26 protein-coding genes are annotated in these 25668 nt (G+C 76.7%); 13 read left to right on the plus strand and 13 right to left on the minus strand.

The genetic code is table 11. The features are described from left to right. Nucleotide 1: 1 nt before the first annotated feature. Nucleotides 2-1336 carry a DUF58 domain-containing protein gene (locus tag N555_RS0122300; protein ID WP_034512092.1) on the plus strand — a complete coding sequence of 445 codons (1335 nt, stop codon included), beginning with the start codon at nt 2-4 and terminating at the stop codon, nt 1334-1336. Next, the gene (locus N555_RS0122305; RefSeq protein ID WP_051684369.1) at nt 1333-3747 is read left to right on the plus strand and encodes a transglutaminase TgpA family protein; all 2415 of its coding nucleotides are present in this window, start codon (nt 1333-1335) and stop codon (nt 3745-3747) included. The genes N555_RS0122300 and N555_RS0122305 overlap by 4 nt, the downstream gene beginning before the upstream one ends. Nucleotides 3748-3842: 95 nt before the next feature. On the opposite strand, the gene N555_RS0122310 is transcribed toward N555_RS0122305, so the two are convergent. Next, the gene (locus N555_RS0122310; protein WP_029433709.1) at nt 3843-4244 is read right to left on the minus strand and encodes a DUF3040 domain-containing protein; all 402 of its coding nucleotides are present in this window, start codon (nt 4242-4244) and stop codon (nt 3843-3845) included. A gap of 227 nt (nt 4245-4471) precedes the next feature. Beyond that, a complete protein-coding gene (gene dinB, locus N555_RS0122315) occupies nt 4472-5695 on the minus strand; it encodes a DNA polymerase IV (protein ID WP_231503117.1) in 1224 nt (407 codons plus the stop codon). A 286-nt stretch (nt 5696-5981) separates the two neighbouring features. Between dinB and N555_RS0122320 the strand changes: the two genes are divergently transcribed. From N555_RS0122320 to N555_RS26325, 3 genes are all read left to right on the plus strand, one after another. Continuing rightward, nucleotides 5982-6251 carry a hypothetical protein gene (locus tag N555_RS0122320; protein WP_029433711.1) on the plus strand — a complete coding sequence of 90 codons (270 nt, stop codon included), beginning with the start codon at nt 5982-5984 and terminating at the stop codon, nt 6249-6251. Between the two features lie 179 nt (nt 6252-6430). Then, on the plus strand, nt 6431-7528 hold the full coding sequence (locus tag N555_RS0122325; protein ID WP_369794045.1) for a cupin domain-containing protein: 1098 nt from the start codon (nt 6431-6433) through the stop codon (nt 7526-7528). A gap of 13 nt (nt 7529-7541) precedes the next feature. Then, nucleotides 7542-8546, plus strand: coding sequence for a sucrase ferredoxin (locus N555_RS26325; protein ID WP_081866419.1), 1005 nt, complete (start codon nt 7542-7544; stop codon nt 8544-8546). Here N555_RS26325 and N555_RS0122335 read toward each other — a convergent pair. The 5 genes from N555_RS0122335 to N555_RS0122355 all read right to left on the minus strand — a co-directional run bounded on the left by N555_RS0122335 (nt 8543) and on the right by N555_RS0122355 (nt 12155). Next, on the minus strand, nt 8543-9007 hold the full coding sequence (locus N555_RS0122335; protein WP_029433714.1) for a YdeI/OmpD-associated family protein: 465 nt from the start codon (nt 9005-9007) through the stop codon (nt 8543-8545). The two genes, N555_RS26325 and N555_RS0122335, sit on opposite strands and share 4 nt — an antisense overlap. A gap of 16 nt (nt 9008-9023) precedes the next feature. Beyond that, nucleotides 9024-10199: an alkaline phosphatase family protein gene (locus N555_RS0122340; protein WP_231503092.1), complete on the minus strand. Its 1176-nt coding sequence runs from the start codon at nt 10197-10199 to the stop codon at nt 9024-9026. A gap of 11 nt (nt 10200-10210) precedes the next feature. Further along, nucleotides 10211-10960, minus strand: coding sequence for a methyltransferase domain-containing protein (locus N555_RS0122345; protein ID WP_029433716.1), 750 nt, complete (start codon nt 10958-10960; stop codon nt 10211-10213). Between the two features lie 42 nt (nt 10961-11002). After that, nucleotides 11003-11485 (minus strand): VOC family protein, encoded by a 483-nt coding sequence (locus tag N555_RS0122350; protein ID WP_029433717.1) that lies wholly within the window; start codon nt 11483-11485, stop codon nt 11003-11005. A 61-nt stretch (nt 11486-11546) separates the two neighbouring features. Next, a complete protein-coding gene (locus N555_RS0122355; RefSeq protein ID WP_051684372.1) occupies nt 11547-12155 on the minus strand; it encodes a GDSL-type esterase/lipase family protein in 609 nt (202 codons plus the stop codon). 51 nt (nt 12156-12206) lie between these two features. On the opposite strand from N555_RS0122355, the gene N555_RS28475 reads away from it, so the two are divergent. Both N555_RS28475 and N555_RS28480 read left to right on the plus strand, forming a co-directional pair. Then, nucleotides 12207-12602, plus strand: coding sequence for a nuclear transport factor 2 family protein (locus N555_RS28475; protein ID WP_029433719.1), 396 nt, complete (start codon nt 12207-12209; stop codon nt 12600-12602). After that, nucleotides 12599-13033 carry a MarR family winged helix-turn-helix transcriptional regulator gene (locus N555_RS28480; RefSeq protein WP_029433720.1) on the plus strand — a complete coding sequence of 145 codons (435 nt, stop codon included), beginning with the start codon at nt 12599-12601 and terminating at the stop codon, nt 13031-13033. Before N555_RS28475 ends, N555_RS28480 begins: the two co-directional genes overlap by 4 nt. A 13-nt stretch (nt 13034-13046) precedes the next feature. On the opposite strand, the gene N555_RS0122370 is transcribed toward N555_RS28480, so the two are convergent. The 4 genes from N555_RS0122370 to N555_RS26330 all read right to left on the minus strand — a co-directional run bounded on the left by N555_RS0122370 (nt 13047) and on the right by N555_RS26330 (nt 19441). Further along, nucleotides 13047-16871, minus strand: coding sequence for a DNA polymerase III subunit alpha (locus N555_RS0122370; protein WP_029433721.1), 3825 nt, complete (start codon nt 16869-16871; stop codon nt 13047-13049). Continuing rightward, entirely contained in the window at nt 16868-17395 is a 528-nt protein-coding gene (locus N555_RS0122375; RefSeq protein ID WP_156036495.1) for an SAV_6107 family HEPN domain-containing protein, read from the minus strand. The genes N555_RS0122370 and N555_RS0122375 overlap by 4 nt, the downstream gene beginning before the upstream one ends. Nucleotides 17396-17412: 17 nt before the next feature. After that, entirely contained in the window at nt 17413-17733 is a 321-nt protein-coding gene (locus tag N555_RS0122380; RefSeq protein ID WP_029433723.1) for a DUF6504 family protein, read from the minus strand. 211 nt (nt 17734-17944) lie between these two features. Continuing rightward, on the minus strand, nt 17945-19441 hold the full coding sequence (locus N555_RS26330) for an HNH endonuclease signature motif containing protein (protein ID WP_051684373.1): 1497 nt from the start codon (nt 19439-19441) through the stop codon (nt 17945-17947). A 103-nt stretch (nt 19442-19544) separates the two neighbouring features. Here N555_RS26330 and N555_RS0122390 point away from each other — a divergent pair, with 103 nt between their 5' ends. Further along, entirely contained in the window at nt 19545-20183 is a 639-nt protein-coding gene (locus N555_RS0122390; RefSeq protein WP_029433725.1) for a maleylpyruvate isomerase family mycothiol-dependent enzyme, read from the plus strand. Between the two features lie 6 nt (nt 20184-20189). On the opposite strand, the gene N555_RS0122395 is transcribed toward N555_RS0122390, so the two are convergent. Beyond that, nucleotides 20190-20552 (minus strand): DUF1330 domain-containing protein, encoded by a 363-nt coding sequence (locus tag N555_RS0122395; protein WP_029433726.1) that lies wholly within the window; start codon nt 20550-20552, stop codon nt 20190-20192. An 80-nt stretch (nt 20553-20632) separates the two neighbouring features. On the opposite strand from N555_RS0122395, the gene N555_RS0122400 reads away from it, so the two are divergent. From N555_RS0122400 to N555_RS0122420, 5 genes are read left to right on the plus strand one after another with little or no spacing between them, the layout of a single operon-like run. Next, complete coding sequence (locus N555_RS0122400; protein ID WP_029433727.1) at nt 20633-21151, plus strand: YbaK/EbsC family protein; 519 nt, start codon at nt 20633-20635, stop codon at nt 21149-21151. Then, nucleotides 21148-21741: a GNAT family N-acetyltransferase gene (locus N555_RS0122405; protein ID WP_029433728.1), complete on the plus strand. Its 594-nt coding sequence runs from the start codon at nt 21148-21150 to the stop codon at nt 21739-21741. Before N555_RS0122400 ends, N555_RS0122405 begins: the two co-directional genes overlap by 4 nt. Then, nucleotides 21738-23381, plus strand: a complete 1644-nt coding sequence (locus N555_RS0122410; protein ID WP_051684375.1) for a phytoene desaturase family protein — start codon at nt 21738-21740, stop codon at nt 23379-23381. Before N555_RS0122405 ends, N555_RS0122410 begins: the two co-directional genes overlap by 4 nt. Continuing rightward, the gene (locus N555_RS0122415) at nt 23378-24172 is read left to right on the plus strand and encodes a carotenoid biosynthesis protein (protein ID WP_029433730.1); all 795 of its coding nucleotides are present in this window, start codon (nt 23378-23380) and stop codon (nt 24170-24172) included. The genes N555_RS0122410 and N555_RS0122415 overlap by 4 nt, the downstream gene beginning before the upstream one ends. Then, nucleotides 24169-25272 (plus strand): glycosyltransferase family 2 protein, encoded by a 1104-nt coding sequence (locus N555_RS0122420; protein ID WP_029433731.1) that lies wholly within the window; start codon nt 24169-24171, stop codon nt 25270-25272. The genes N555_RS0122415 and N555_RS0122420 overlap by 4 nt, the downstream gene beginning before the upstream one ends. Here the strand turns inward: N555_RS0122420 and N555_RS0122425 are convergent, their stop codons facing one another. Next, nucleotides 25273-25638, minus strand: coding sequence for a VOC family protein (locus N555_RS0122425; protein ID WP_029433732.1), 366 nt, complete (start codon nt 25636-25638; stop codon nt 25273-25275). Between the last annotated feature and the right edge of the window lie 30 nt (nt 25639-25668).

Here is a 25668-nt window from a genome sequence, read left to right on the forward strand (position 1 = left end):
GGTGCCGGGACCCGTCGGCCGGGCGCTGTCGTCCCTCACCGTGCGCGGCCGCTGCCTGATCGCGGTGGGGCTGGCGCTGCTCGCGCTCGGCGCCCTGCTCGGTGAGCTGTCCCTGGTCCAGGTGGCCGTCTTCGTGCTCGCGCTGCCGCTGCTGTCGACGCTGAGCGTCGCCCGCCGGCGGTTCCGGCTCTCCACCCGCCGCACCGTGACCCCGGGCCGGGTGCCGCGCGGCGCGGTGTCCGACGTCCTGCTCGAGGTCACCAACGCCGATCGGCGGGCCGGGGGCCTGTGGCTGCTCACCGAGCCCGTGCCGCCCGAGCTCGGCCGGTCCCCGAGCTTCGTCCTGGAGCGGCTCCCTGCCGGCGCCACGGCCTCCCTCCCCTACCGCGTCGCCGGCTCCCGGCGGGGCCGGTACCCCCTGGGACCCCTGCGGCTGCGGCTGGTCGACCCCTTCGGCCTCGTGCTGCGCTCGGTCTCCGGCACGGACGCCGGCTCGCTGCTCGTGGTGCCCCGGGTGCGCCCCCTCTCCGCGGGCGGGCTGACCGGCGGCGCCGGCCGCACCGGCATCGGCGCCCGCCGCTCGATCGCCGTCCACGGCGAGGACGACGTCAGCACCCGCGCCTACCGGTCCGGCGACGACCTGCGGAAGGTGCACTGGCGGGCGACCGCGCGGACCGGCGAGCTGATGGTGCGCCTCGAGGAGCGTCCCTGGCGCTCGTCGGCCACCCTCGTGCTCGACACCCGGATCCGCGCCCACCTGCTCGCCCCGACCGGGTCGGCCCCGGCCGGCGACGACCCGGTGGACAGCCTCGAGTGGCTGGTCGAGGCGGCCGCGAGCATCGGCAGCGCGCTGGCCACCGGCGGAGCGGCGCTGCGGGTCGTCACCGACGCCGGCGAGCTGACCCCCGCCGATCCGCGCCGCGGGCTGGACGCAGAAGGGCTGCTCGACCGGCTCGCCGTCCTGCAGCCCTCGCGGCGCCCGGATCTCGCGGTCGCGGCCGAGCACCTGACCCGGGCCGGCGCGGACGGCCCGGTGGTGGCGTTGCTGGGCGCCGTCGGCACCGACGACGCCGCCCGCCTGGCACACGCCCGGTCGGGGCCGGGCGCGGACCTGGCCGTGCTGGTCGACGTCGGCGGCTACGGCGCGACCGGGGGGCGCAGCCGCCGTTCCTCGACCGAGGCCGCGCGCACGCTGCTGACCCGCCAGCAGGACGAGGTCACCACACTCCTCCGGGACGCCGGCTGGCAGGTGGCCGTCGCCCGCGCCGGGCAGCCCGTGGAGGACGTGTGGGCCGCCCTCACCGGCGCCCGGGGCGTGCTCGGGGTGGGCGCGTGAGCGGGGTCGTGGGCGAACGAGCGGCCCTGGCCGCGGTCGCGCGGGAGGACGCCGGGGCGACGCTGGCCGCCGCCGTGGCCACCGCGCTGGGGTCGGCGGCGCTGGCCCCGGTCTTCAGCGCGGCCGACTGGGTGCCGGGCGTGCTGGCGGCGGTCGCGGCGGTCGCGCTCAGCGGCCTGGCGCTCCGGCTGGCCGGCCCGGCGCTGTGGGCCGGGGTCTCCCGGAACGCCCCCGCGCCGGGATGGGCGGCACTCGCCGTCCCGCTCGTCGCCGTCGGGCAGCTGCTCGCGCTGGGGTGCGCGCTGACCGCCGTGTTCGCCTCGGACCAGGCGGTCCTGGGCGTCATCCCGACCCCGGGGAGCGTGGCCGACCTGGGCGGCGTCCTCGTCGACGGCAGCGCCCAGCTGCGCGAGCAGTTCACCCCCGCCGCACCGCTTCCCGGGCTGTGCGCCCTCACCGCGCTCATGGTCGGGGTCGTCGCGGTCGTGGTGGACCTCGTGGCGGTCGCCGGCCGGCAGCCGGCGCTGGCCGCCCCGGCGCTGCTCGCCCTGTTCTGCGTTCCGCTGGTCACGGTGACCGGCGGCGTGGGACTGGCCGCCGTCGCCCTCCCGACCGCCGGCCTCGCGCTGCTGCTGTGGTCCGACCAGCACCTCCGGCTGACCCGCGGCCCCCGTCGTCCCGGCGGGCCGCGGGCGGCGACCGGCGCCCTCACCGCCGTCCGCACCGCCCTGCTGGCTCTGACGGCGGCCCTGGTGCTCGGGTCGATGGTGCCGATCCTCGGGGAGGGCGAGCTGGCCGACCGGTGGGGCTCGGGCTCGGGTGGCCGCAGTTCCACCGGCACGTCGCTGGACCCGGCGGCCGCGCTGCAGGGCGAGCTGACCCGGGAGGACCCGATCGACCTCCTCCGGGTGCAGGCCTCCGTGCCGGACCCGGGATACCTCCGTGCGGTCGCCCTCGACGCCTACGACCCCGAGCGCGGCTGGGTCCTCGACGGCGACCTCGGCGACGCGCCGTCGCTGGAGGAGATCGGCGCGCTCGCCCCGCTCCCCCGGGGACTGCCGCGGCGGGTGGTCGACGCGACCGTGACGGTGCTCGAGCACGACGACCGGTTCCTCCCGGTCCTCTCCTCCCCCGTCGCCGTGCAGATCGCCGACGCCGGCGACTGGTCGTTCGACCCCGCCTCCGCGACCGTGTCCGGCATCGACGGGACGAGCACCTCCGAGGGGCTCACCTACGGCACCAGCGGTGAGGACCCCCGCCCGCTCCCGGAGCAGCTGGCCGGGGCGCCGGCGGTGTCCCCGGCGCGGCCGGAGGCGGCACTGGCCGACCCGCCGCAGCTGGACCCCTCGGTCACCGACCTCGTCAGCGAGGTGACGGGCGGGGCGGACACCACCGCGGAGGTCGTGCAGGCGATCTACGGCTTCATGACCGACCCGGCCAACGGCTGGGTGTACAGCCTCGCCACCGACCCCGGCACCACCGGCGACGACCTCGCCGACTTCCTGCAGAACCGGCGGGGCTACTGCGAGCAGTACGCCGGCGCGATGGCGGTGATGGTCCGCGAGGCCGGGGTGCCGGCCCGCGTGGTGCTGGGCTACACGCCCGGGCTGGTGCAGCCCGACGGCAGCCGGCTGGTCACCAGCAACGACGCGCACGCCTGGGTCGAGGTCTACTTCGAGGGCCTCGGCTGGGTGCCCTACGACCCCACCCCGATCGACAGCGACCGCGCCGTGACGCTGCCCTGGGCGCCCCGCCCGCCGGACCAGGAGGTGGACCCGCGGACCGACATCCCCGCGGCACCGCTGCCCGCGCCCGCACCGATCGCGCCGGAGGTCGACGCCGGCGCCGAGGACTCCGCCCGGGCCGCGGGCGCGGACGACTCGCTGGACTGGACCGGCACGGTGCTCCCGGCGACGGCCGCCGCGCTGCTCGGGGCGGCACTGCTGGCCGCGCCGGCCACGGCGCGGGGAGCGCAGCGGCGCCGTCGGCTGGCGACGGGCAGCGCGGCCGCCGCCTGGGACGAGCTCGCCGCCACGGCACTGGACCTCGGCCTGCCGTGGAACTCGTGGCAGACGCCTCGTCAGATCGGTGTCCGGCTGGGCCAGTGCCTGCCGACGCCGCCGCCCGCCGTCCGGGGCGCCGGCCCCTCCGACCCCGCCGCTGAGGCGCGTGCGGCGATCGCGTACCTGGCCCGTGCGGAGGAGGCCGCCAGCTTCGCCGCACCGGGTGCCGGGCCGGCCCCGGACGAGCTCGCCCAGGCGGTGCACCGCGCCCGCCGGGGGCTGCTGGCCGCGGCGGAGCGCGGGACGCGGCTGCGGGCGCTGCTCTGGCCGGCGTCCCTGCCGGCCACCGTGCTGGCCGACGCCGGGCGCGGTCGGGGACTGCTGCGGCGGCTGCGCCCGTCGTCCTGACGGCCGGCCGGGCTCCCGGCGGTCTCCCGGGAACGACGGCAGCCGCCGTCCCTCAGGGGGGACGGCGGCTGCCGGGAGTGCGGGGCTGGTGGTCGCTACTGGTCGTAGCGGCGGCGGAAGCGCTCCTCGAGCCGGCTCTTCAGCGGCTGCCGACGGGCCTTCCCCGCGCGGCCGCGGCCGGCGGGGCCGCTCGCGCCCGGTGCGGCGCCGGACGCCTGCTCGGGCGCACCGGTGGCCGATCGGTAGTTGAGGACGGCGAGCGCCGCGCCGGCGAACATCACGAGGAAGCCGACGACCCCGAGCGGGATCCACTTCGCGACGCCGCCGATGAGCAGGCCCAGGCCGATCAGCACCAGCAGGGCGCCGAGTTGCAGCTTTCGCCGGGCCTTGAGCCGGCGGTCGCCGGTCCGTACGGAGGAGGCGAACTTGGGATCGTCGTCGACGAGGGCGCGCTCGATCTGCTCCAGCAGTCGCTGCTCGTGCTCTGAGAGCGGCACCGGGACCTCCATGTGGGCGGAGCCATGGCCGTCGGAGGCTCCCGCCGACGGTGACACCGAGGATACGAGCCGTTCGCGGGGCGCGAAAGGCGAGTCTGCCTCGACCCGCCGAGTAGACACCCGAGATCACTCCCGGGGGGTGACTCCGGAGCTCCTCCGGGGCCTCCGCGCGGGGTCGCGGCGGCCTCGGGGTGGGTTTCGGGGCGGTTCGTGGCTGGTTCGTGGCCTCAGGGGATCCGACGAGCGGGAGGGGCCTGGGGTTCCCGGCGGCCGGGCACGCTCCGGTCCCGGTCCGGCGACCCGGTCCGGTCCCCCGCACGGTGCAGCAGCGTCGCGGGGCGCACCGCCCCGGCACCGAACCGGCGGGCGGCCCGGTCGGCGGCGAGCTCGGCGTCCCGGCGGCCGTGCTCGCGGGCTCCGAGCTCGAGCTGCTGGGGCGCGGAGCCGGCGTCGACCAGGCGCTCGGCGCGCACCCCGACCAGCCGGATCCGGGCCCGGTCCAGCCCCAGCGCGTCGAACAGCGCCCGGGCGGTGTCGTAGAGCTCCTGCCCGACGTCGGTCGGCACGTCGAGGGTGCGACTGCGGGTGATCGTGGCGAAGTCGGCGAAGCGGACCTTGATGCTCACCGTGCGCGCCAGCCAGCCGCCGGACCGGAGCCGGCCGGCGGTGCGCTCGGCCAGCCGCAGCAGCTCCCGGTGGATGACGACGGGGTCGTCGACGTCGGTGCCGAAGGTCTCCTCGTGACCGGCCGACTTCTCCGGCTCGCCGGGGACGACCCGGCGGGGGTCGCGACCCCACGCCAGCTCGTGCAGGTGGCTGCCGGCGGCCGCGCCGACCGCCCGCTGCAGCGTCCGGGCGGGCACGTGCGCCAGGTCGCCCACGGTGCGCAGGCCCAGCCGCAGGAGCACCTCCTCGGTCTTGGCCCCGACCCCCCACAGCGCGCCCACCGGCAGCGGGTGGAGGAAGTCCATGACCTCCGCGGGACGGACCACCCGCAGCCCGTCGGGCTTGGCGGAGGTGGAGGCGAGCTTGGCGACGAACTTGGTGCCCGCCACGCCCACCGAGCACGTGATGCCCTGCTCGTCGAAGACCCGCGCCCGGATGTACTCCCCGATCGCGACGGCGTCGCCGAGCCGGCGCCCGGCGCCGGAGACGTCGAGGAAGGCCTCGTCCAGCGACAGCGGCTCGACCAGTGGCGTGATCGACCGGAAGAGGGCCATGACCGAGCGCGAGACCTCCCCGTAGAGCGCGAGGTCCCCCGGCAGCACCGTGGCGGTCGGGCACAGCCGCAGCGCGCGGGCGGTCGGCATCGCGGCGTGCACCCCGTAGCGGCGCGCCTCGTAGGTGGCGGAGGTGACCACGCCGCGGTTGCCCTGCCCGCCGACGATCACCGGCGTGCCCGCCAGCTCCGGGTGCCGGCGCACCTCCACGCTGGCGAAGAAGGCGTCCATGTCCACGTGCAGCACGGTGCATCCCGCTGCGCGCTCCCCCGTACGCCCGACCGCCCGGACCACCCCGCACCTCCACTCTCTCGAACTGGTGTTCGACCCGATGGGAGGACAGTACGGCCCGTCCGGTCCGTCCGGCACGTCGGCGGCGTGTCGTGACCGACCCGTTGCCCCGCCCTCTCCCGGGCCGGATCTCCGCTGGTCAGCGCCTGTGTGTGAGGGCACGATGATCGAGGTAAGGCAGGTTCGGCGGGCCACCGTTCGGTGGCCCACGACGGATGGGAGCAGCATGGCGCTCGACGACGAGGACATGACCAGCACCGAGGGCCCGGCCGACGGCGGCGCCGTCGGCGGCGGTTCCGACGGCGGTGCTGACGGCGGTGCGGACGGCGGTGCCGACGGCGGCGCGGACGGCGGCGCGGACAGCGGTGCCGGTGACGGTGGCGCCGACGGCGGTGCCGACAGCGGCGCGAAGCACGGCCCGGCCGACGGTGGTGCCGGTGGCGGCGACGGCGGTGCCGACGGTGGGGCCGACGGCGGCGCGGACGGTTCCGCCTGACCTCCGACCTCACCGGACGGGGCCGGCCGGTCGTCGACCGGCCGGCCCTGCGCCGGTGCACCTCCCTCGACCCGCGGACCTTCGCCGCGGAGCACTGGGCCCGCCGGCCCCTGCTGACCCGTGCCGCCGACACCGGCGCGGACTTCTCCGACCTGCTCGACCTCGCCGCGATCGACGAGTTGCTGTCCCGGCGCGGCCTGCGGACGCCGTTCCTGCGCATCGCCAAGGACGGCGCCGTCGTCGACGCGAAGCGCTTCACCACCTCCGGCGGCGCGGGCGCCGAGGTCGCCGACCAGGTCTCCTCCGACGCGGTGCTGCGGCTGTTCGCGGAGGGCAGCACCGTCGTCCTCCAGGGGCTGCACCGGCTCTGGCCGCCGCTGATCGAGTTCGCCGACCAGCTCGCCGCCGACCTGGGGCACCCCACGCAGGTCAACGCCTACGTGACCCCGCCGTCGTCGCGCGGGTTCGCCGCCCACTACGACGTGCACGACGTGTTCGTGCTGCAGATCGCCGGCGAGAAGCACTGGCGCATCCACCCCCCGGTGCACCCCGACCCGCTGCGCTCCCAGCCCTGGGAGCAGCACCGCGACGAGGTCGCCGCCGCGGCCGAGGGCGAGCCGGTGATCGACGCGGTGCTGCGCCCCGGCGACGTCCTCTACCTGCCGCGCGGCTACCTGCACGCCGCCACCGCGCTCGGCGAGATCAGCGCCCACCTGACCGTCGGCGTGCACTCGGTCACCCGGTGGTCCGCGGCCGAGGCCGCGCTGGACCTCGTCCGCGAGCTCGCCGCCGACGACGTGGAGCTCCGCCGGTCGCTGCCCCTGGGCGTGGACCTGGCCGACCCGGACGCGACCACCGACGACGTGGCCGCCGTCCTCTCCGGGCTGCGGGACTGGCTGGACCGGGTGGACCCGGCCGAGGTCGCCGACCGGCTGCGCGGGCACGCCTGGGCGCAGGTCCGCCCCGAGCCGGTCTCCCCGCTGACCCAGGCCACGGCGGTCGCCGCCCTGTCGGCCGACACCGTGCTCACCCTGCGCACCCGGCTGCGCTGCCAGCTCCGCGAGCCCGACGGCGGCCGGGTCGTGCTCGTCGCGGGCCGCCGCCGGCACGACTTCCCCGCGGACACCGGGCCGGCACTGGCCGCTCTGCTCACGACCGGTGAGCTGAAGGTCGCCGACCTCCCGGGCCTCGACCGGGACGACCAGCTGACGCTGGCGCGCCGCCTGCTGACCGAGTCGATCGCGGTCGTCGCCGACGCGGTGCTGCCTCCCGCGTGAGGCGCGGTGCACGATGGGCCCCGTGACGGCGCTCGCGGGACAGGACGGGGACACGCCCGCCCCCCGCTCCCCCCGCCCGGCCGGGAAGCTCGACGAGACCCGGTGCTCGGTGCGGGCGGCGAACCGGGGCGACTCCCCCACCGCCACCGCCGCCCCGGCTCAGCGCTGGGTGCTGGTGGAGCAGCCCGGCCCGTGGGGGCGGGACGCGCTCCTGCAGTCGCGGATCGACCCGCTGGTGGCGGCCCGGCTGGCGCAGCGGGCGCGGTCGGAGGGCGTGCGGGTGCTGCTCATCCGGCGTCCGGACGCACGCGCGGGCGAGACCGGGCACCGCTGGGCCTACGTCGACGGCCGCCCGGGCCGGCAGGGCGCCTGGTGGTCGGTGCGCGGGTCCGACGCCGAGATCGCCGATGCGCCGTGGGACGGCAGCGTCGGCGAGCGCCGCGACGAGCTCAGCTACCTGGTCTGCAGCCACGGCGGGCACGACGCCTGCTGCGCCCTGCGCGGCCGGCCGGTGGCGCGCGGACTGCTCGAGGCCGGTGCGGACGTCTGGGAGTGCAGCCACCTGGGCGGCGACCGGTTCGCCGCCAACGTCGTCGTCCTGCCGCTGGGCGTCTACTACGGGCGGGTGCCCGGGGACGGCGCGGAACTGCTCGCCGCGCACGCGAAGGACCAGGTGGCGCTGCCCTGGCTGCGCGGGCGCGCCGGGCTGCCGCCGGCGGTGCAGGCCGCGCAGCACCACGCGCGGACCGAGCTCGGGCTGCTCGGCGTCGACGACCTGCCCGCCCGGCGGGCGACCCGGGTGACCCCCGCCGGCCAGCCCGTCGAGCGCTGGGAGGTCGCGCTCGCGGGGGCCGACGGCGACGTCCTCGTGACGGTCGAGTGCCGGCCGACCGAGCAAGCGTTCCGGCTGACCTGCTCGGCCACCCACGAGGCGCACGCCCGCGTGTGGGAGGTGGTCTCGACCGCCGTCTCCTCGGGCGGCCGGACGACGACCTCGACGGAGCGCCGCCGGCTCTAGCGCTGCTTGCCCTCGCGGAACAGCGCGAGCGCCTTGTCGATCCGCCGCTGCCGCGTCTCGGCCGTCTTCGCGCCGGTGACCTGGTCGCAGTGGTAGCGCTGCAGGCTGTTGGACAGGCCCGCGAAGAAGGCGCCGGCCGGAGGGTCAGCGGCGAGTGCCGCCGCGAGGTCGTCCGGGACGTCGACCTCGCGCGGGGTGTCGGCGACGGTCAGCGTGACGGTGACCGGGTCGCCGCCGGCCAGGCCGGTGGCCTTCCGGACGGCGGCGCTGACGCTCACCATCGCGGTGCCGCCCATGACGCCGACGGTGGTGCGGTACCCGTGGCCGTCCAGGTCGACCAGCACGGGCGGCCGCTTGCCGGCACCGAGCTCGGCGATCAGCTCGGCGGGCACTTCGATGCCGGTGTTGTTGCCGACCGCGGTGACGGTGGTCTGGAAGGTGACGCTCTTCGGCGCGGTCATGGGGTTCTCCTCGTCGTCACTGCAGAGCCCGGCCGCGGGCGAGCAACAGCGGGATGGCGAGCTCCACCCCGGTGAGGGAGCCGTGGTAGGCGGCGAGCCGGCTGGGACCGGGCTCCTGACGGGTGGCGGTGAGCGCCCAGCTGCCGCGGGCGAGAGCGACGACGTCGCCGATCCGGGCGGCCAGGGCGTCCTCGACCGGACCGAACACCCCGGAGGCGACGGCCTCCTCCCGCGAGACGACCCACGCCCGGTCACCGAGGACGGCGCGCCAGCGCTGCACCAGGTCCTCGGCGGCACCGGGGACGGCGTGCACGTAGCGGGCGCGCGGCTCGCCGGCGAGCAGCCGGACGCCCTCGAGCAGCTCCGGCTCGTCGTCGACGTCGAACCGGGTGTACTCGGGGACGTCGAGCATCCCGTGGTCGGCGGTGACCAGCAGGGCCGCGTCGTCGGGCAGGCCGGCGAGGACCTGCTCGACCAGGCGGTCGACCAGCGCCAGCTGGGCCCGCCAGGCCGGCGAGTCGACGCCGCGGACGTGCCCGGTGAGGTCCAGCTCGGGCGTGTAGCCGTAGGCGAGGGCGCGCGGGCCGGCCGCGAGCGCCTGCACCAGGCCGGCGGCGAGGTCGCCCGCGCCGACGGTGCCGCTGTAGGCCGCGCCCCGGTAGGCGGCGTCGGACAGGCCCGAGCCGCGGTAGGCGTAGGGCGCCACGGCCGTGACGGCGATGCCGGCGTCGGCGGCCTGCTCGAAGACCGTGCGCTGCGACTGCCACGCGCGCGGGTCGGGGTCGTCGGCCCACTGCGTGTGGTTGAGCGCGCGGTCCTCACCGGGAACCGCCGTCACGAAGCCGAGGATCCCGTGGCTGCCCGGCGGCAGGCCGGTGCCGAGCGTGGTGAGGCTGACCGGGGTGGTGCTCGGGCAGGGGGCGGTGAGGTCGCCGGCGGGGGTGTCGAGCGCGGCGAGCGTGGGCGCGATGCCCGCGTGCTGCCGCAGGAGGTCAGCGCCCAGCCCGTCGACCAGGAGGACGGCGACGCGGCGGGCACCGGCCAGGGCGCCCGTGAGGCCCAGGGGGTCGGGGGGCAGGTCCCCGCGGCGCACCGTCGCGCCGAGGGCGGTGGCTACGCCGGGCAGGACGTCGGCCAGCGTCGAGCGCCCGTAGGCGGGGGCGGCCAGGTCTGCGGGGAGGGCCGTGCTCACGGGCGGGTGGCTCACGGGCGGGTGGCGAGGACGTGCAGGCCGGCGGCGGCGTCCCGGTAGGGCGAGACCTCCGCCAGCCGGAGCTCCAGCCGGCGCACGGCGTCGGAGTCGGCACCGGAGGCGGCCCCGAGCAGGTCGGCGACGACGGAGACGCCGCGCCACTCCCCCGGCTCCAGTCCGGCGTCGCGGACGAGCGCCAGCAGGTCCCCGGGTGCGAAGCGGCGGGCGGCCGGACGGCTGCGGCCCGGCGCCGGGTCGCGGTCGTCGACCAGGGCGAGCGCCTCCACCGGGTGGCCGGCGAGCGCCCGCGCGAGGACGGCGCCGGCGCGGTTGGCGGTGGCGACGCTGACCGTGCCGCCGGAGCGGACGGCGCGGGCGACCTCGCCAAGGGTGACGGCGGGGTCGTCGACGACCTCGAGCACCGCGTGGCACAGCGCGAGGTCGTAGTCGCCCGCGGCGCCGCCGAGGGGCAGCTCGTGCAACCGGTCGCCGTCGCCCTGGACGGCGTGGACGTTGTCGCCCACCCCGGCGGTGTCGGCGCGGCGGCGCAGGGTGGCGAGGGCGTCGGCGCTCGGGTCGACGACGGTCACCTGGTGGCCGAGCCGGGCCAGCGGGACCGCGAGGGTGCCGCTGCCGCCGCCGACGTCGAGGACCCGGAGCGACGTGCCGCCGGCGACGAGCGGGTCGAGGGCGGCCCAGACGGCGGCGGTACGGGCGGGCAGCTGCTCCCCGGCGGGTGTGGCGGAGGCGGAGGGCGGCACCCGTCCGAGCCTAGTGCCGCCGTCCCCGACCGGCCGGAGACCTCAGGCCGGCACCGCGTCGGCGGCGCGCTCCAGGTCGGCGATGACGATCTTGCGCATCGTGAACATCGCCTGGACGGCGCGCTGGCGGCGGTCCGGGTCGGGGTCGGCCTGGAGCTCCATCAGCCGGGTGGGCACGACCTGCCAGGAGACGCCGAAGCGGTCCTTCAGCCAGCCGCACTGGCTCTCCTCGCCGCCGTCGGTCAGCCGGTCCCAGTAGTGGTCGACCTCGGCCTGGTCGGCGCACATGATCTGGAAGGAGATGGCCTCGCTGAAGGCCCAGTCCTGCTTCCCGCCGTTGAGGCCCATGTACTCGGTGTCGCCCAGACGCCAGCTCACGGTGAGCGGCTCGCCCTCCCGCTCCGGGTCCTCCTCGCCGTAGGTGAGGTCGTCGAGGATCTCGGAGTCGGGCCAGACGGAGGTGTAGAAGCGCGCCGCCTCCACGGCCTCGGTGTCGAACCACAGGCAGATCACGGTCTTCGGCATGGTGTCGTCCTTCTCTTCTGCGTGTCCCGGGCAGAGGTAGGACGTCCCGGGGGTGGCGGACTCATCGCGGTCCGGCGAGCCACCGCTCCCAGTGCGGGGAGACGAGGTCGGCCAGCACCGCGTAGCCGGCCGACCCGGGGTGGGCGCCGTCGCCGGTGGCGACCTCCCGCCGCCAGGTCGGGTCGGCGGCGAGCGCCCGCGCGACCGGGACGTAAGGCACGCCGGAGTCGGCGCAGACGCTGCCGAAGCGGTCGTCGAGGGCGGCGATCCGCTGGTTCTGGGCGTCGTCGGCCACGGACGGCGGGCCGACCACGAGGACCGGCCAGCCGGCGGAGGCCGCGCCGGTGAGCATCTCGCCCAGGGCGGCGACCGACCGCGCCGGCGCCAACCGCGGGGCGCCGTCCTCCTCCGTCGTGTCGTTGACGCCGAGGGAGAGCACCACCCGCGACTCCCAGTCCCCGCCGGTCAGGCGGGGCGCGCACTCGGCCGCCCACCGGGCGGCGATCTCGGCGCTGGTCTGCCGGCGGACGCCGAGGACGTAGCGGGTGAGCGGCCGGCCGTCGCGCTCGCTGCGGGCGGCCAGCCGGCCGGTCCAGCCGAGGTGCTCGGGGTCGCCGACGCCGGCCACGAAGGAGTCGCCGACGAAGCAGACGCGCAGGTCCCGGGTCACGGCTCCATCCTGACGGTCCGGGGATGCGTGCGTTTCGCATACATTGGGCTCATGGACGTCGAGGAGGACGGAGTCGTGCGCCGGTGGCACGCCGCGGTGAACGCGGGGAACACCGCGGCGGCGATGCGCACGGTGACCGATCCGGTGGTGGTCAGCGGGCCGCGCGGTGCGGGACGAGTTCCGGCCGAGGAGTTCGTCGCCTGGATCGAGCGGTCGCGGATCTCGATGGACGCGCGGCGCTGGCACCCGGTGGGCGCGCGGGTGACCGTGGTCGAGCAGCACGCCACCTGGCCCGAGGACCCGGAGGGGGCCGAGATCGCCACCTGCTTCGTCACCGCGGGCGAGCGGGTGTGCGCGGCGCTGCGGTACCCGTCCGCCCAGGAGGCGCTGCAGGTGGCGTCGGCGCTCGCGGAGGTCCTGGCGCTCGAGTCCGGCCTGCGGCCGTGACCGGGCCGGAGCCGCCCGGTCCGGGGCAGACGCTGTTCCGGTTCGTCCGCCACTGGTCGCGCCGCTGGACGGCGACCGGGGAGGCGGCCGGATCGGTGCGGGGCCGGGACGTGATGGCCGTCGAGGCGGTCTCGACCCGGGCGCCGGCAGCCGCGTCGGTGCGCGACGTCGCCGAACACCTGGGACTGGACCACTCCGGAGCCAGCCGCCTGGTCGCCGAGGCGGTCGGCCGAGGGCTGCTCGCGGACACGGCGGCCCGCGGGGACCGGCGGCAGCGACGGGTCGTGGTGACCGCCGCGGGCGAGCACCTGGTCGAGGCCGCCCACCGGTGGCAGGAGGAGGTGTTCGGCCGGCTCACCCAGGACTGGCACCCCGAGGAGGTCCGGCACTTCCACCGGCTCATGGCCCGGCTGATCGACGGCGGGTCCTGAGCTCCGCCGTCGGTCAGTGGCCACTGCTGCCGGGGCTGGAGTGCCACAGCTTCCGGGGCGCGGACGCCGCAGCCCGTCGCGCGGCGGTCCCGGCGTCCTCCCCGGCGGGCTTGATGTCGGCGTAGGGCGACATCCGGAAACCGGTGGGGTGGACGAGCACCGGCTTGACCACCACCGGCCGCGAGCCGTGCGAGGCGGCGGCCCCGGCGATGGCCTGCTCGGTGTAGGCGCCCGGTGCGGCCATCTGCTCGGCGACCGCGGCCAGGCCGCCGGTCTCCCAGGACTCGTACAGGGCCGGCAGCTCCCACGCCCCGGTGGCCCGGATCGACACCCCGCGCGGGCCGGTGCGCCGCAGCACCCCGCGGATCACCAGCAGCCACGAGTGGAAGACCGTCGCGGCGTAGGGCCCCTGCACGTCCTCGAAGAAGGTGGAGTCGGTGCAGCCGGTTCCGTCGTCGAGGGTCACGAAGACCACCCGGCGCCCGGAGCGGATGGGCGGGGTCTGGGTGGCCACCTTCACGCCGGCGACGAGCACCTCCGACCCGCTCCGGCAGCCCAGCAGCTCCCCGGCCGGCACCGCCCCGATGGCCGACAGGAAGCGGCGGTAGAAGTCGACGACGTGCCGGCTGGCGTCCAGGCCGAGCACCTCGAGCTCGGCGCGGACCAGTTCGGCGTCGGTGAACTCGGGCAGCCCGCTGCCGGCCGCCCAGCCGAGCGCGGTCTCCTCCGGCTCCCCGGTCCCGCTCGCGTCGGCCTCCGCCTCGTCGGGCAGGTCGACACCGAGCAGGTCGAGGCTCAGCTGGCCGACCGCACCGGCCCGGGCGCCGCTGCGGCTCCACCGGTCCAGCTCGCTGATCTGCAGCAGCAGGTCGCGGCGGGTGACCGCGGTACGGCTGCGGGTGGGCCGGCCGGCCTCGCGGTCGCGCACGCCGAAGCCGTAGAGGGAGTCGAACCCGCCGGCCAGCACCAGCCGCTCGACGACCGGCCGGGACACCGACGCGCGCTGCCAGAAGTCGTTGAGCGAGCGGTAGGGCTGGCCGGCGACGACCCGGGACACCTCGTCGCCGGAGATGCCCTTGACGTCGGCGAGGGAGAGCCGGATGCCGTGCCGGGAGGGGTCGGGCACCGCCGGTGGCATCCACTCCGGCCGCCGCCACCCGCGCGGGGCCTCCTCGTCGTCCTCCGGCCGGCCGGGCTCCACCCGCTCCACGCGGTAGGTGGCGCCGGAGGCGTTGACGTCCAGCCCGAGCACGCGGACGCCGAAGTTGCGGGCGTCGTCGAGGATCAGCCGCTTCGGGTACATGCCGGGGTCGTGGGTGAGCACCCCGGCGAGGAAGGCCGCGGTGTGGTGGGTCTTCAGCCACGCCGACTGGTAGGTGGGCAGGGCGAAGGCCGCGGCGTGGGCCTTGCAGAAGCCGAACGAGCCGAAGGCGACCAGGACCTGCCACACCTGCTCGACCACCTCGACCGGGTAGCGCCGCAGCGCCACCGGCATGAACCAGGTGCGCACCTCCTCGTGCAGGTCGCGGTCGCCCAGTGCGCGGCGGGCCTCGTCGGCCTGGGCGAGGTCGCAGCCGGTCATCTGCGACACGATCTGCAGCACCTGCTCGTGGAAGACCACCACCCCCGCGGTCTGCTCGAGGTAGGGCGCGAGGTCGGGGTGCGGGTACACCGGCTCCCGCCAGCCGTTCCGGGCCATGAGGAACGGGGTCACCATGTCGCTCTTCACCGGTCCGGGACGGAACAGCGAGATGTCGATGACGATGTCCTCGAACGACTCCGGCCCGAACTTGCCGACCAGCTCGCGCTGGCCGGGCGACTCGATCTGGAACATGCCGAGGGTGCGGGTGCTGCGGATCAGCTCGAACGTGGTCGGGTCGTCGCGCGGGATCGCGTCGATGTCGACGGTCTCCCCGTCGACTCGCGCCACCTCGTCGAGGGCGTGCGCGATCGCCGACTGCATGCGGATGCCGAGCAGGTCGAGCTTGAGCAGCCCCAGCTCCTCGACGTCGTCCTTGTCGAACTGGCTCATCGGGTAGCCGAGGTAGCTGTTCTCGACCGGGGTGCGGTCGAGCAGCGTGGCGTCGGACAGCAGCACGCCGCAGGGGTGCAGCGCGATGTGCCGGGGCAGCCCGTCGAGCCGGGCGACGAGGTCGAACAGCAGGTCGAGGTCGCCGGAGCCGCCGCCGCGCTTGGAGCCCATCCGGCTGGCGCGCAGCTCCGGGAGGTCCTTGAGCGCGGCGTGCACCTGGTTGGCCCGGATGTGCGGGAAGGCCTTGGCCACCGCGTCGACCTCGGCCGGGGGCAGCCCCAGGGCGGCGCCGACGTCGCGGATGGCGTGGCGCACCCGGTAGGTGTCCATCATCGAGATGCAGCTGACCCGGTGGGCGCCGAAGCGGTCGATCACCGCGTCGTAGACCTCCATGCGGCGGGCGGACTCCACGTCGATGTCGACGTCGGGCAGCTGGTGGCGCAGCGGGGAGAGGAAGCGCTCCATCAGCAGGCCGTAGCGCAGCGGGTCGACGTCGGAGATGCCCAGCAGGTAGGTGACCAGGCTGCCCGCACCGGATCCGCGCGCCGCCGCCCGGACCCTCAAGCTCTTGATGAGGTCGACGACGTCGGCGACGGTGAGGAAGTAGGAGGGGTAGCCGAGCTGCTCGATGACGGCGAGCTCCTCGTCCAGCCGCCGCTCGACCTGCTGCGACAGGGGCATCCCGCGCCGGCCCAGCCCCGCCTCGCAGCGGGCGCGCAGCACCTGCGCCGGGCCCATCCCGGCCTCGGCGGGCGTGGTGACGACGTCGAGCTCGGGGTAGCGCACGGTGCCGATGCCGAGGTCCTCCCGGACGTCGACCACGCACTGCTCGGCCAGCCGGGCGGTGCGCTCGAGGAGGCGGAGCGCGGCGGCGCGGTCGGGGCCGACGAGGTCCTCGGCGACGTCGGCCATCTCCTTGCCCGACTTCAGGTAGCCCTCGGCGGTGCGCCGGTCGACGTGCCGCTGGTCGAGGGCGACCAGGCGCCGGGAGGCGTCGAGCACGTCGGCAGTGGGCGCGTCCATGGCGTCGACGTACCGGACGGCGTTGCTGAGCACCACCGGCATGCCGGTCTCGTTGGCGAACCGCAGCATCGCCTGCGCCCGGGAGCGGTCGCCGCGACCGCGGTGGTGCACGACCTCCAGGGCCAACTGCCCGGGCCCGAACACCGCACGCCAGGCCGACAGGCGGGCGGCGGCGACGTCGGCCCGGCCGGCGGTCAGTGCCCGGCCCACCGGGGAGTCCGGCCCGAGCAGCGCGACCAGCCCGAGCGGGTGCTCGGCGGCCATCGCCAGCGAGCTGACCGGCTCGCCGCGGGTGCCGCGCAGGTGGGTGGCGCTGGTGAGCCGGCACAGCGACCGCCAGCCGGCGCCGTCGCGGGCCAGGAAGGTGACCCGGGGCAGGCGTGGGTCCACGCTGGCCCCGCCGCGGGCCGGTGACCGGCGGGGACTGCGCCAACTCTCACCCTCTCCCTGATCGTCCGGGTCGGGCGGGAGCGGCCGGCGCGCGCGGTGCCGGGCTCCCGCCACCCCCGACGGTCCGGTGCCGAGGGCGTGCGCGAGCGCCGGGGGGACGCTGCTGTCGACCGAGGCGGTGACGGCGAGGTCCACGCCGAACAGCGGGCGGATGTCGGCCGCCCGGCAGGCCAGCGCGAACTTGACCGCGCCGTAGAGGCCGTCGCGGTCGGTCAGCGCCAGCGCCTGCATGCCGTGCTCGGCGGCGCGGGTGACCAGGTCAGCGGGGTGGTTGGCCCCGTAGCGCATGGAGTAGCCCGAGGCGACGTGCAGGTGGACGAAGGGGTCGCTCACCGCCGGGGACGGGTGCCGCTGCCGGAGACACCGCCGCGGTGGGCGGTGCCGCCGACCACCCGGGGCCGGGGAGCCGGCTCCGGGAGCTGCGTCAGACCGGTCTCGAGCACGCCGAGGAAGGCCTCGACGTCGCGGACCAGGTCGTCGGCCTCGCGCTCGGTGACCGCGTGGGACAACCCGGCCTCGGCCGCGGCCCGCTTGGCGGCACCGGCGGCGAAGAAGGTGGCCCACTCCCCCATCTCGGGAGCGACCTCGCCGAGCAGCACCCAGGCGCTGCGCGGCCGCCGGCGGCCGCTCTCGGGCCGGGTGCGGGCGGCCAGCATCGCCGCGGCGCCCCGCAGCGCCGCGAGGTGCGCGGTGGCGTACCGCTCCCGCGGATCGGTCGCGGCGGCGGCCTCGATCAGCCCGCGCCGGGCCTGGTCGAGCAACCCGGCGGCGGCCGCCGGCACCGGCGGGGGCAGCGGCAGCTGACCGTCGGACCGGTCGTAGGCCAGACGCTCGTAGGACGGGCGGTCGTAGGGCATGGCTCGCAGCGCGCCCATCAGTCGTGCACCCGCACGAGGGACCAGCGGTTCTCCGTGGCATCCCAGGACAGGTCGTAGACACCGGCGAAGCTCATCCGCGACCGGCCGGCCCGCACCGCCTCCAACCGCCACACCTCCCGCGTGGAGACCAGGTCACCCGAGGCGCCGCCGGCGGTCGCGCGCTGCCACCAGGCCGGGGTCTCCACCCACGAGTCGAGCAGCTCCCCCACGACGTAGCGGGACTCGCCGCGCCAGAACTGGACCGGGCCGAGCGGGCCGCGCTCGACCTGGACCTCCTCGCCGACCCGACCGCCGACCTCGCTCAGCACCCGGCTCATGTCAGCCTCCCCACCGCTCGCACCCGGCGCGTCGACCCGCACCACGACCGCCGAGGGGGAAGACCCGGTGGACGCGGGGAGCGACGCTGTTCGAACGCGTGTTCGAACACGACGAGTAGACCCGACCCCCGCGACGCCGTCAAGCCGGACGCGCCCATCTGGGGACACCGCCCCGGACGCCACCTCCGGGACCGCACGGCAGCCATCCCGGTCACCGGCGGCCCGGGTCGGGTGGGGCGGTCTCGTCGAGCCAGGGTGGGTCGGGTTCGGGGTCGTGGGCCCAGCCGGGTGGTCGGGTGGTGCGGGTGACCCCTGCGGGGGTGCGGACGACGAGCCGGCCGTCGGGCAGCAGGGTGAAGGCCCAGCCGCGGGCGAAGGTCTTGATGCGGTGGTGGCGGCGGCACAGGCAGCACAGGTTCTCGCAGGCGGTGGGCCCGCCGTCGGCGTACGCCGTGACGTGGTCGAGGTCGCAGCGGCCGGGTGGTCGACGGCAGCCGGGCATGCGGCAGTGCCGGTCGCGGGTGGTCACAAGTCGGTGCTGGGCGGCGGTGTGGCGGTAGGCCGGCGTAGCTGGTGGCAGCCGCAGCCCCGGCCCGTCCGCGGTGTCGCGCTCGGGGCGGGTGCGGCCTCGGCGGCGGATGCGGCGGCCGGTCCCGGCTGCCCGCTTCAGTTCGGCGCGGGTGGCCACGGCGACGGTCTGGCCGGTGGTGGGGTCGTCGAGGGCGATGAGGATCGAGCCGCCGGTCGGCGGTGCGGTCAGGTCGAGCATGTCGAGGTCGGCCAGGACCTCGCGGCACTGGGCGGCCGTGACCACCTGCCCGTCCAGCTCAGCCGGCGGGGCGTCTGCCGCCGCGTCGGAACGCAGTGACGGGATCGCGGCGTGCACGGTCAGGACGGCGGTGACCGGCGGCCGAGAGGTGTCCCACGGGCGCAGGATCAGGTCGAAGGCCGTCGTCGACCGCAGCACGCCGATCGGACGGGCATCGCCGTCGGCGCGCCGCCAGCGGGCGTGCTGACCCAGCGCGTCGCGGGCGGCGTGCACCAGCGGAAGCGGGCCGTCGATGACCAGCTGGCCCATCCCCTCCGTCGTGCGCTCGACGTGGATGTCGGCCCTGCTCTCCGCCTCCCGGCGGCGACGGTCCTTCGCCTCGGCGTCGGCCCGGTAGAGGTGGTAGCGGGCCCGGTCGGCCAGCCGGGACGGCTCGCACTCCTCCGCAGCCGGGAGCACCTTCGCCTGCACGTACGCGGCCACCTCGTCCGACGCATCGCCGAGCAGGTCGAGCAGGATCCGTGCCTTGCGGATGGTGATCCGCCCGCACCACAGCTCCGACCAGGTCGCGGCCAGCTTGCCGGTCAACACGAGCGCCTCGACGGCCAACTTCGAGGCCTCGCCGTCCGAGCAGCCGCGGATGACGGCCAGCTCGGTCACGAAGTCCTCGGACACATCGGCCAGCGCAGCCGGCCGCACCGCCTGCGCATCCTGACCCGCCCCGCCGCGCGGCCCGGAGTCCGCATCCCGCGACACCCGCCGTCGCCGGGCGAGCTCGGCGATGACCGCCGCCTGCTTCGCGTGCTCGCGAGCCATGTGGGCGTCGGTGGACCAGATGTCGGCGACCAGCTCCAGGTCCGCCGACCGCGCCGACACCACCTCCGACGGCGACACCGCGACCGGCACGCCGACCAGCCGCGGCACCGACCCGATCGACATACCCGCACGCTAGGCCGGGGGTACGACAGTTCCCGCAGCTCAGGAGGCCGATTGGCGTCCCGTCGTCCCCCACTCGTCGGTGCCGGCTGACAACATGCGCGACGTGGACGAGACGACCGCCTGGACCACCATCGCCGCCGAGCGCACGGCCCTCGCCGACCTGCTGGAGACGCTGACGCCCGAGCAGTGGGCCACGCCGAGCCTCTGCGAGGGCTGGACGGTCCGACACGTGGCCGCGCACCTGATGGTCGGCCCCACCGGCTCGACACCCGGCTTCATCCGCGCGCTGGTCCGCGGCCGGGGTTCGTTCGCGCGCGCGAACACCCTCCTGGCCGACGATCGCGCGCAGCTCCCCACGCAGACGCTCGTCGACGACCTCCGCACCCGCGCCGGGAGCCGGTTCACCCCGCCCGGCATGGACTGGCACGCCCCGCTCACCGACCTGTTGGTCCACCGGCTGGACATCACCGTCCCGCTCGGCCTCGACCACGGCCGTCCGCTGCAGCCGTGGGCCGACGCCCTGGACCTCCTCACCAGCAAGCGCGCCTCTCCCGCCTTCATCCCGAAGGGCCTGCCCCACCTGACCTACGCCGCTCCGGAGATCGACTGGTCCCGCGGGAGCGGGGTCCGAGTCGAGGGGCCGGCCGAGGCCATCGCGCTCGCCGTCACCCGCCGCCCCGTCCGCCTCGAGCAGCTGACCGGTCCCGGTAGCGCGGCACTCAAGACCTGGGCCCGCGGCTGACGGTCCTCACCAGGCGGTGGTCGGCTGGAGCACCGCCTCGGTGAGCGCCTCGGTGCGGAAGCGGGTGAACTGCTGGTACTCCGGGTCGGCCACCATCCGGCTGAACGCCTCGCGGCTGGGATAGCGCACGAGCAGCACCGCGTCCCACGCCTGCCCCTCCTCGGCGACCAGCGGGGTGGCGCCGTCGCCGGCATAGACGACCTCGGCGCCGTATCGCGGGAGGAACGTCTCGCGGATCGCCGTCGCGTACGTCGCGTAGGACTCCCGGCCGCCTTCGGTGAACCGGAGCAGGTTGAGCATGACGACGGGTTCGCCCGGTTCCTCCTGGAGGAACCGCTTGAGGTCGGCGCCGCGCGGGTCGATGGCCATGGCCGGACGCTAGCCGGGGCAGCCCCGGAGCGGGTCGCCCACCCGACCGCACCCCGGGAACGGGTGGGAGGATCGCCGGCATGCCTGCCGCCGACTCCCCCCGGGTCGCCGAGGTCGTCCGCCGGCTCCGCGCGGCCGGTGCGACCGGCGAGGTGCGCGAGCTCGCCGAGAACGCCCGGACGGCCGCGCTGGCGGCGGCCCAGCTGGGCGTCCCCGTCGGGGCGATCGCGAACAGCCTGGTCTTCGACGTCGGCGGGAACCCGCTGCTCGTGCTGACCAGCGGCGCGCACCGCGTCGACACCCGGCAGGTCGCCGAGCTGCTCGGCGTCCCCGAGGTGCGGGTCGCGCGGGCCGACTTCGTCCGCGAGCACACCGGCCAGGCGATCGGCGGCGTCGCCCCGGTCGGCCACCCCGAGCCGATCGGCACGCTGGTCGACGTCGAACTGGCCCGCCACGAGACGGTGTGGGCCGCCGCCGGCCATCCGCACACCGTCTTCCCGACCACCTACGACGAGCTCCTCCGGCTCACCGACGGCACTCCGGCCGAGGTCGGTCCCGGACCGGCGGAGACGCTCTCCCCCGAGGCGGTACAGGCATGACCGGCACCAAGCCCGCCACGCGGGTCACCCAGCTGCCCACGGACTGGATCCGTGACCACATGCACGAGGCCCTCGCGATCTACGGCGCGGCCATGGGCTACTCGTCCTCGGTCGTCGCCGGCCGCTACGGCTACGCCATCCAGCACACCGAGCGGCCGGGCTTCCGCGCCGTCGGGGCGTTCGTCGCCGATCCCGACGGCGAGCGGATGGCCGGGTTCGGCTACGGGTACGAGGTCGCCCCCGGCCAGTGGTGGCACGACCAGGTCCGCGCCGCGCTGGACCGGCGGACGGCGAAGCGGTGGCTCCCGGGCGCCTTCGAGGTGTGCGAGCTGCACGTCCACCCCGACGCCCAGAGCGGCGGACTCGGCCGCCGGCTGCTGCACGCGCTGGTCGCCGACCTGCCCAACCCGGTGGCGCTGCTCTCGACCCCCGACGCCGACACCAAGGCCTTCCGGCTGTACCACGCCGACGGGTTCGTCGACCTCGCCCGCGGCCACCACTTCCCCGGCGACGCGCGGCCCTTCGCGATCCTCGGCGCGCACCTCCCGCTGCATCCACGGCCCCCCGCGGTACCGAACGACGAGGCGTGACCCCCGCCGATCCGCCGTCCCGCACCAGCGACCTCGACGCGATCGTCGTCGGCTCCGGCCACAACGGGCTGGTCGCTGCCTGCTACCTGGCCGCGGCCGGGCTGACCGTCGAGGTCGTCGAGCGCGACGAGGTCCTGGGCGGCGCGGTCTCCACCGTCGAGCGCTGGCCGGGCGTCCGCGTGGACCGCGGGTCGAGCGCGCACGTGATCGTGCGGCACAGTGGCATCGTCGAGGAGCTCGACCTCGCCGCCCACGGGCTGGACTACGTCGACTGCGACCCCTGGGGGTTCGCCCCGGCGCCGGTGCCCGGGGACGACGGTCCGGACGGGCGCCCCCTGGTCTTCTCGGTCGACCTCGACGCCACGTGCGCCTCCATCGCGGCCGCCTGCGGAGCGGCCGACGCCGCCGCCTACCGCCGGTTCGTCGCCGAGTGGGGCCCGCGCAGCCGCGCGGTCGTCGCCTCGTTCGGCGGCCCGCCCAGCCCCGGCCGGCTGGTGCGGGCGTTCTGGCCGCTGGGCGCCCCGCGCGACGGGCGGCCACGCACGTCCGGCGGCGACCTCGCGGTCGACTTCCTCTCCTCCGGCGACGCGCTGCTGGACCGCTGGTTCGCCAGCGAGCGGCTCAAGGCCGCCCTCGCCTGGTTCGGCGCGCAGTCGGGGCCGCCGATGAGCGAGCCCGGGACCGCGGCGATGGTCGGCTGGGTGGCGCTGCTGCACGACGTCCCCCCGGGACATCCCGTGGGTGGCTCCGGTGGACTGACCGCGGCCCTGCGCCGGCGGCTGGAGGCCGACGGCGGCCGGGTGGTCCTCGAGGACGCCGCGCAGCGGCTGCTGGTCGAGGACGGTCGCGTCGCCGGCGTGCGGACGGCGTCCGGGCGGGAGCTGCGCGCGCCGGTCGTGGTCGCCGCCTGCCACGTGCTGGCCACCCGCGACCTGGCCGGAGCTGCCGCTCCCCCCGCCCTCGCCGACGCCGCTCCGCCGCTGGGCAACGGGTTCGGCCTGGTGCTGCGCGCGCTGACCGACGCGCCGCCGTCCTACCCCGGCGTCCCGGACGAGCTCGCGCAGGGCGGGCTGCAGCTGCTGTGCACCGACCGCGCGCAGCTGGCCGCCGCCCACGGCGACTTCGCCGCCGGCCGCCTCCCGCGCGAACCGGTGCCGCTCGCGATGTGCTTCTCCGCGACCGACGACACCCTCGCCCCGCCCGGGCAGCACGTGGTGACCGTCTGGGGTCAGTGGTACCCGTACGACCTGGCCTCGGGCGAGGACTGGGACGCCCTCGCCCAGCCCGCGGCCCGGCAACTGCTGGCCGCCGTCGACGCGTACGCGCCGGGGTTCGCCGACTCGGTGCGGAGGCTGCACGTGCAGACGCCGGTGCTGCTGGAGCGCGAGCTGTCGCTGCCGCGTGGCAACGTCATGCACGTGGAGATGGGCCTGGCGAGCATGTTCTCGCTGCGACCCACGCCCGCGCTGTCGGGTCAGCGGGTGCCCGGCCTGCCCGGCCTCTACCTCGCCGGGGCCTCCACGCACCCCGGCGGCGGCGTCTCGGGCAACTCCGGGCGGACGGCGGCGCGGCTGGTGCTGGACGACCGCCGCCGCGTCCCGCGCGCCCGGCGGGCCCTGGCCGCCCGCCTCCGCCGATGACCGCGGTCCTCGGGGCGCGCACCGCGGGGCTGCGCGCGCTGGTGCCCTGGGCGCTGACCGCCCTGCTGGTGCTGACGGCCATCGCCTACCCGCTGACCGACGGCGACGCGCGCAACGCCGTGAGCTGGGCGATCGTGCTGCTGGGCGCCACGCTCTCGGTCACCCACGCCGCGCTGAGCCGTGGACTGCGCACCGGCGCCGGGGTGCTCGCGCTGGTCGCCGGTACCGCGATCGTGTTCGAGTCGCTCGGCCTGGCCACCGGCTTCCCCTACGGCGAGTACACCTACAGCGGCGACCTCGGACCGACCCTGCTCGGCGTGCCGTTCCTCGTCCCGCTGGCCTGGCTGATGATGGCCTGGCCCGCCTGGTTGCTGGGGGCGCTGCTGACCCGCGGCATGCGGACGGGCCGGCGCCCGGCGCGGGTGGGCGCCGCCGCGTTCGTCTTCGCCGCGTGGGACGTCGTCCTGGACCCGCAGATGGTGCAGGCCGGCTACTGGACGTGGGCGCACCCCTCCCCCGGCCTGCCCGGCATCGACACCGTGCCGCTGACCAACCTGGCCGGCTGGCTGCTCGCCGGGCTGGTGCTCATGGGCCTGCTCGACGTGCTCGTCGCCCGCACCGCCAGCAGGCCTCGGATCGGGGACGGCGCCCCGCTGGCCGCGCTCGCCTGGATGACCCTCGGCGGCGCGCTGGCCCACGCCGGGTGGCTGGACCTCCCCGGTTCCGCCGCGTGGGGGGCGCTCCTGGCGGTCCCCGTGCTGGTCGCGCTCGTGCTCCAGGCGCGCCGGTGAGCGGCCGCCTGGTCCGCGGGCTGTCGGCCGCGGCGGTGGTGATGGCCGCGCACGCGGCGGTGAACGTCCGGCTGCTGCGGCGGCCGCCCGAGCGGCACCCGCCGGTCATGCGGCCGGTGACGGTGGTGCTGCCGGTGCGCGACGAGGAGCGGCACGTCGGCGAGTGCCTCACCGCCGTCCTCGCGCAGCGCGGCGTGCCGGACCTGACGGTGGTCGTGGTGGACGACGGCTCCACCGACGGCACCGCCGACGCCGTCCGCGCCGTCGGCGACCCCCGGGTCCGGCTGGTGACGGCACCGCCGCCGCCGGCGGGGTGGCTGGGGAAGCCGCATGCCTGCGCGATCGGCGTCGCGGAGGTGCCGGCGGACCCCGACGGGGTGCTGGTGTTCCTCGACGCCGACGTCCGGCTGTTCCCCGACGCGGTGGCCCGCGCGGTCGCCGTCCTCGACGCGCACGCGCTCGACCTGGTCTCCCCGTGGCCGCGGCCGCTGGCCGGCACCCTGGCCGAGCGGCTGGTGCAGCCCCTGTCGCCCTGGCTGTGGGCGACGACGCTGCCGCTGCGACTGGCCGAGCGCTCCCCCCGTCCCTCGCTGACCGCGGCCAACGGCCAGTTCCTGGTGCTGACCGTGCCCGCGTACCTGGCGGCCGGCGGCCACGCCGCGGTGCGCGGCGAGGTCCTCGAGGACGTCGCGCTCGCCCGGGCGGTCAAGCGGGCCGGCGGGCGGGCGGTCCCCGTGGCCGGCGCGGAGCTCGCCGCCTGCCGGATGTACGACGGGTGGCCGGCGCTCTCGGCGGGCTACGCCAAGTCGCTCTGGGCCGCGGTCGGCGGCTCCCCGGCGGCGAGCGTCGGCGCCGCGGCGGTGCTCACCGCCATCGGCGTCGTCCCCGCCGTGGCCGCGCTGCGCGGGTCCCGGGCCGGCCTGGTCGGCTACGCGGCCGGGGTGGCCGGGCGGGCGGTGAGCGCGGCCGCGACCGGCAGCCGGGTGTGGCCCGACGCCCTGGCGCAGCCGGTCTCGCTCCTGGCCTTCGACGTGCTGCTGGCCCGCTCGGTCGCCGGGCACCGCCGCGGCACGCTCACCTGGCGCGGCCGCCCCGTCTGATCAGGGCTGCTCCTCCAGGTAGACCAGCCCGTTCCCATCCGGGTCGAGGAACGAGAACATCGGCGGCATCCCGTCCAGGCGCAGCACCTCGCCGTTGTGCAGCACCACCCCGGCCTCCCGGATGCGGGCGTGCGCGGCGTCGGCGTCCGGGGTGCCCAGCCGGACGGCGATCGGGATCTCGCTGTCCGGGGGGAGCAGCAGGATCGCGACCGACGAGCCGGGCGGCGTGACCTCCACCAGCCGGGTCCCGGGCCAGATCTCCGCGTCGAGCGTGAGCTCGCACCCCAGCACGCCGGTGTAGAAGGCGATGGCCTCGTCCTGGTCCCGCACCGGCACGGTCACGCTGATCACCCTGGTCGTCGTCATGCAGCAGGGACGGCGGGCGCGGCCGGAACT

It is taken from the genome of Blastococcus sp. URHD0036, from assembly GCF_000701365.1.
Lineage (GTDB): Bacteria > Actinomycetota > Actinomycetes > Mycobacteriales > Geodermatophilaceae > Trujillonella.

Coding starts and splice junctions, on each gene's coding strand:
- dinB (WP_231503117.1), bottom strand. CDS start 5,695: ATGGACGCCTTCTTCGCCAGCGTGGAGGTGCGCCGGCACCCGGAGCTG.
- N555_RS0122320 (WP_029433711.1), top strand. CDS start 5,982: ATGGCGCTCGACGACGAGGACATGACCAGCACCGAGGGCCCGGCCGAC.
- N555_RS26325 (WP_081866419.1), top strand. CDS start 7,542: ATGGGCCCCGTGACGGCGCTCGCGGGACAGGACGGGGACACGCCCGCC.
- N555_RS0122335 (WP_029433714.1), bottom strand. CDS start 9,007: ATGACCGCGCCGAAGAGCGTCACCTTCCAGACCACCGTCACCGCGGTC.
- N555_RS0122350 (WP_029433717.1), bottom strand. CDS start 11,485: ATGCCGAAGACCGTGATCTGCCTGTGGTTCGACACCGAGGCCGTGGAG.
- N555_RS28475 (WP_029433719.1), top strand. CDS start 12,207: ATGGACGTCGAGGAGGACGGAGTCGTGCGCCGGTGGCACGCCGCGGTG.
- N555_RS0122375 (WP_156036495.1), bottom strand. CDS start 17,395: ATGCCCTACGACCGCCCGTCCTACGAGCGTCTGGCCTACGACCGGTCC.
- N555_RS0122380 (WP_029433723.1), bottom strand. CDS start 17,733: ATGAGCCGGGTGCTGAGCGAGGTCGGCGGTCGGGTCGGCGAGGAGGTC.
- N555_RS26330 (WP_051684373.1), bottom strand. CDS start 19,441: ATGTCGATCGGGTCGGTGCCGCGGCTGGTCGGCGTGCCGGTCGCGGTG.
- N555_RS0122395 (WP_029433726.1), bottom strand. CDS start 20,552: ATGGCCATCGACCCGCGCGGCGCCGACCTCAAGCGGTTCCTCCAGGAG.
- N555_RS0122400 (WP_029433727.1), top strand. CDS start 20,633: ATGCCTGCCGCCGACTCCCCCCGGGTCGCCGAGGTCGTCCGCCGGCTC.
- N555_RS0122405 (WP_029433728.1), top strand. CDS start 21,148: ATGACCGGCACCAAGCCCGCCACGCGGGTCACCCAGCTGCCCACGGAC.
- N555_RS0122415 (WP_029433730.1), top strand. CDS start 23,378: ATGACCGCGGTCCTCGGGGCGCGCACCGCGGGGCTGCGCGCGCTGGTG.
- N555_RS0122425 (WP_029433732.1), bottom strand. CDS start 25,638: ATGACGACGACCAGGGTGATCAGCGTGACCGTGCCGGTGCGGGACCAG.